A 4,966-nucleotide genomic window follows, 5' to 3' on the forward strand; every position below is an offset into this window, starting at 1 on the left:
GCCGTGCGCCACTGGAAGCGCGCCATCGAGATCGCCGTCGAGCTTGGCGTCGACACGATGAACTCGGAATTCGGCCGTGGTCCGCATCCCGACAAGGGCACCTGCTACTGCTGCCACACCGGCTCGATGATCGAGGCCTGCGAGGACGCGTGGTGGCGCTCGATGGAAGAGCTGGTGCCGGTGTTCGAGCGCGAGGGCATCAACCTGCATATCGAGCCGCACCCGGAGGATTGGGTCGAGACCCTGCAGCCGTCGGTCGACCTCATCCGCACCGTCAACAGCCCGCGCGTCAAGTTCCTCTACTGCACGCCGCACACCTTCTATTTCGGTGACGACACCGTCGCGATGCTGCGCGAATGCGCCGACGTGCTGGCGCATGTCCACATCGCCGACACCTTCAACCACAAGGCCAGCTCTGGCCTGCGCTACATCCTCAACCCGCCGGGCACAAACGCCCGGGTGCACCAGCACCTCAACATCGGGCAGGGCGAAGTGCCGTGGGACGATTTCTACCGCACCCTCGCCGAGATCGGCTTCGACGGCATCATGACCGCCTGCGTCTTTGCCTGGGAAGAGAAGGCCGACGAGAGCGGCAAGTTCATGCGCGCCGAGATGCAGCGTCTCGTCGACAAGTACGGAGTTGGAAAATGAGCCTCAGGGTCGGAGTCATCGGGACCGGTATGATCGGTCAGGACCACATTCGCCGCCTGACCAAGGTGCTGTCCGGTGTCACCGTGACCGGGGTCACGGATATCGACCCGGAGCGCGCCGCCTCGGCCGCGCCCGAGGGCTGCCAGGTGTTCGAGACGCCGCAGGCGCTGATCACCTCCGAGACCGTCGATGCGGTGGTGATCTGCTCGTGGGGGCCTGCCCACGAAGAGCAGCTTCTGGCCTGCATCCACGCCGGCAAGCCGGTGTTCTGCGAGAAGCCGCTGGTCACCTCGACCGAGTCAGCGCTGCGGGTGATGGATGCCGAGGTCGCATTTGGCCGCCGCCTCGTGCAGGTGGGGTTCATGCGCCGCTTCGACGCCGATTATCGCCGCCTCAAGGCGGTGATCGACGGCGGCACGCTGGGCCTGCCGCTGATGTACAAGTCGGTGCACCGCAACGCCTCCGTGCCGGTCGGGCTCTACACGTCCGACATGCCGCTCAACGACACGCTGGTGCATGACGCCGACATCTCGCGCTGGCTGCTCTCGGACGAGATCGCCGGGGTCGAGGTGCGCCTGCCGCGCCGCTCGCGTCAGGGCGACGATCTGCGCGATCCGCATATCGTTCTGCTGCACATGGCGGGCGGCGCGATCGTCGATGTCGAGATCTCGGTCAACGTCTCCTACGGCTACGACATCCGCGGCGAGGCCTCCTGCGAAAAGGGCATCGCGGCGCTGCCGAACCGCCCCGCCACGGTGATCAGCGATGCCCACGGCATCCGCCAGGCGATCCCCGAGGACTGGCGCGAGCGCTTCATCGAGGCCTACGACCAGGAATTCCGCGAGTGGATCGTGGCCGCGGGGCAGGGCACTGCCACCGGCCCCTCCACCTGGGACGGCTACGCCGCGACTCTGGTCGCCGACGCCGCCCTGCGCGCCGTCGAGAGCGGCCAGCGCGAAGCCATCACCATGCGCGACAAGCCGGCGCTCTACGCGCAGCCGGTGTCGCAGGCCGCCTGAGAAAGGGTCGGAACATGAAACTGTCCATCTGCACCGACGTGATGGGGGATCTCTCCTTCACCGACATGCTCGACAAATGCGTGGCGCTTGGCGTCGAGGGCATCGAGATGACCGGAGGCGGCTGGTCCCCGGCGCCGCATTTCCGCGCCGAGACGCTGCTGGCCGACAAGGGCGAGTTGAAGACGCGCCTCAAGGAGATCGAGGCCCGCGGCCTCGAGATCGCCGCGCTCAACTGCTCGGCCAACCCGCTCGACCCGGGCGAGATGGGCAAGCGACACCTGAAAGAGATGCAGGACACCATCCGCCTCGCCGGCGAGATCGGGGTCAAGAAGATCGTCACCATGTCGGGCCTGCCCGAAGCGGCGCCCGGCGACATGGTGCCGAACTGGCTGGTCTACACCAAGTCCTGGCCCGACGAGATGCCGGAGCGCGACCGCTACCAGTGGGAGGACCGCGCCTTCCCGCTGTGGCACGATCTGGTCAAGCTCGCCACCGAGGTCGGGGTGGAAAAATACGCGCTCGAGAACTTCTCCGCCATGCTGGTCTGGAACCCCGAGACCCTGTTCCGCCTGCGCGATGAGGTCGGCCAGATGGTCGGGATGAATCTCGACCCCAGCCACCTGTTCTGGAAAGGCGCCTGCCCGATCGCGGTGGCGCGCGCGCTTGGGCCGGCGATCCACCACGTGCACGGCAAGGACACCCGCATCGAGCGCGGCTTGTGCGACGTCAACGGCCTGCTCGAGATGAAGGAGGTGACCGACGTCGCCAATCGCGCGTGGAACTACGTCGCCGTCGGCGCGGGCCACGACCTGCAATGGTGGAAGGAGTTTTTCTCGGTCGTGGGCATGATGGGCTACGACGGCTGGGTGAGCCTCGAGATGGAGGATTTCACCATGTCGACCAATGCCGGCATCCAGTCCTCGATCGACGCGCTCGAGGCCACGATCATCCGCTGACAGGCAGGCCGGGAGGGACGACATGTACAAGTTCATCATCACCATCGACTGCCAGCCCGGCACCCGCGAGACCATCCTCGCGCGGGCGCCCGAGGCGCAGCGCGCCACCCGCGCCGAGCCGGGCTGCATCGCCTATGACTTCTACACCTGCACCGACGATCCCGACCGGCTGGTCTTTGTCGAGAGCTGGGCCGACGAGGCGGCGCATGCCTTTCACATGGAGCAGGCCCACACCGGCGACTTCATCGCCTTTCACGAGCAATTCCACCGCAGCCTGACCTTCGAGACGATCAACGTCGCGGGCTGAGAGCATTTCCGCCACCCAAGGCCTGGGCGGCACCCGAAGAGAGGGGGAGACCATGAACAAGAGACTGGACGTCATCACCATCGGCCGCGCGGGGGTGGACCTCTACGGCGCGCAGATCGGCGGGCGGCTCGAGGATATGGGCTCGTTCGACAAGTATATCGGTGGCTCGCCCACCAACATGGCCTGCGGCACCGCGCGGCTCGGGATGCGCTCAGCGCTGATCTCACGCGTGGGCGACGAGCATATGGGGCGCTTCATCCGCGAGGAGCTGGTGCGCCACGGTGTCGAGGTCGCCGGCGTGAAGACCGACCCCGACCGGTTGAGCGCGCTGGTGATCCTCGGCATCCGGGATCAGGAGCAGTTCCCGCTGATCTTCTACCGCGAGAACTGCGCCGACATGGCGCTCTGCGAGGAGGATGTCGACGAAGCGCTCGTGGCCTCGGCCCGCGCGGTGGTTGCCACCGGCACACATCTCGCCCACGCCACCCCGCGCGCGGCGGTGCTGAAGGCGCTGGAGCTGGCGAAGAAACACGGCGGCCAGACCGCGCTCGACATCGATTACCGCCCGAACCTCTGGGGCGTGGCGGGCCATGGCGACGGCGAGAGCCGCTTTGTCGAGAGCGCGCGGGTGACCGAGAGCCTGCAGGAGGTGCTGCATCATTTCGACCTGATCGTCGGCACCGAGGAAGAGTTCCATATCGCCGGCGGCTCGACGGACACGATCGCGGCGCTGCGCGCGGTGCGCGCGGTCTCGGGCGCGACGCTGGTCTGCAAGCGCGGACCGATGGGGGCGGTTGCCTTCGAGGGCGAGATTCCCGACAGCCTCGACGACGGCCAGACCGGCCCGGGCTTTCCCATCGAGGTGTTCAACGTGCTGGGCGCCGGCGACGGCTTCATGTCCGGCCTGCTCAAGGGCTGGCTCGACGGCGAAAGCTGGCCGGTGGCGCTGAAATACGCCAATGCCTGCGGGGCTTTCGCGGTCTCGCGTCATGGCTGCACCCCGGCCTATCCGAGCTGGGAGGAGCTGCAGTTCTTCTTCGACCGCGGCATTGTCCGCCCCGACCTGCGCAACGATGCTGAGCTCGAGCAGGTGCACTGGGCCACCAACCGCCACGGCGACTGGTCCACGGTTCGGACCTTCGCCTTCGACCACCGCATGCAGCTCGAGGAGATGGAGGGCTACACGTTCGAGAAGGGCGGCGCGTTCAAGGAGCTCTGCCTGCAGGCGGCGCTCCGAGTGCAGGACGGGCAGGGCGGCTACGGCATTCTCTGCGACAACCGGATCGGACGGTCTGCGCTGCACGCGGCCAGCGGCTCCGGGCTCTGGATCGGGCGGCCCACCGAGCTTCCGGGCTCGCGCCCGATCCGGTTCGAGCCCGAGCTTGGCGAGGATCTCGGCCAGTTCCGCGAATGGGCGCGGGAGAACGTGGTGAAGCTCTTGGTGTTCTGCCACCCCGACGACGATGAGGCGACGCGCGAATTGCAGGAAGACCGCGTGAAGCGGCTGTTCACAGCGGCGCGGCGCAACGGGCTGGAATTCCTGCTCGAGGTGATCCCGTCGAAGGTCGGCCCGGTGCATGACGACACCACCGCCGTGCTGATCCAGCAATTCTACGATGCGGGGGTGTACCCCGACTGGTGGAAGCTCGAGCCGTTCCGCTCCGAGGCGGCCTGGCAGAAGGCGGTCGCGGCCATCGAGCGCAACGATCCGCGCACCCGCGGCATCGTGGTGCTGGGCCTCGATGCGCCAGAGGCTGAGCTGGCGGAGAGCTTCGCGCTCGCCGCGAAGCAGCCGCTGGTCAAGGGCTTCGCCGTGGGGCGGACGATCTTCGGCGACGCGGCCCGGGCCTGGATGCGCGGCGAGATGAGCGACGCCGAGGCGGTGACGCAGATGGCCGCGCGCTTCGAGCGGCTCTGCGGCATCTGGGACGCGGCGCGCGAGGGGGCCCGGCTCAATGCGGCTTGAGAAGGGGGAGCGGGGGGGGGGCCCCCCGGCCCCCCCGCGCCGGCACCCCCCCCGGGGGTTGGACGTG

Annotated in this window: 5 protein-coding genes; all 5 read left to right on the forward strand. The window is 67.9% G+C overall.

Annotated elements, in window-relative coordinates; genetic code table 11:
* On the forward strand, positions 1-651 hold a 651-nt coding region (locus AC6RA4_RS21485; protein ID WP_500163788.1), incomplete at its 5' end, for a sugar phosphate isomerase/epimerase family protein.
* Entirely contained in the window at positions 648-1,670 is a 1,023-nt protein-coding gene (locus tag AC6RA4_RS21490; RefSeq protein WP_500163789.1) for a Gfo/Idh/MocA family oxidoreductase, read from the forward strand. The genes AC6RA4_RS21485 and AC6RA4_RS21490, both read left to right, overlap by 4 nt.
* Positions 1,671-1,684: 14 nt before the next feature.
* The gene (locus AC6RA4_RS21495) at positions 1,685-2,626 is read left to right on the forward strand and encodes a sugar phosphate isomerase/epimerase family protein (protein WP_500163791.1); all 942 of its coding nucleotides are present in this window, start codon (positions 1,685-1,687) and stop codon (positions 2,624-2,626) included.
* Positions 2,627-2,648: 22 nt separating this feature from the next.
* On the forward strand, positions 2,649-2,933 hold the full coding sequence (locus AC6RA4_RS21500; protein WP_500163792.1) for a putative quinol monooxygenase: 285 nt from the start codon (positions 2,649-2,651) through the stop codon (positions 2,931-2,933).
* A gap of 52 nt (positions 2,934-2,985) precedes the next feature.
* On the forward strand, positions 2,986-4,899 hold the full coding sequence (locus AC6RA4_RS21505) for a bifunctional 5-dehydro-2-deoxygluconokinase/5-dehydro-2-deoxyphosphogluconate aldolase (protein ID WP_500163794.1): 1,914 nt from the start codon (positions 2,986-2,988) through the stop codon (positions 4,897-4,899).
* Positions 4,900-4,966: the final 67 nt, after the last annotated feature.

The sequence above is a fragment of the Salipiger sp. genome (assembly GCF_059781815.1).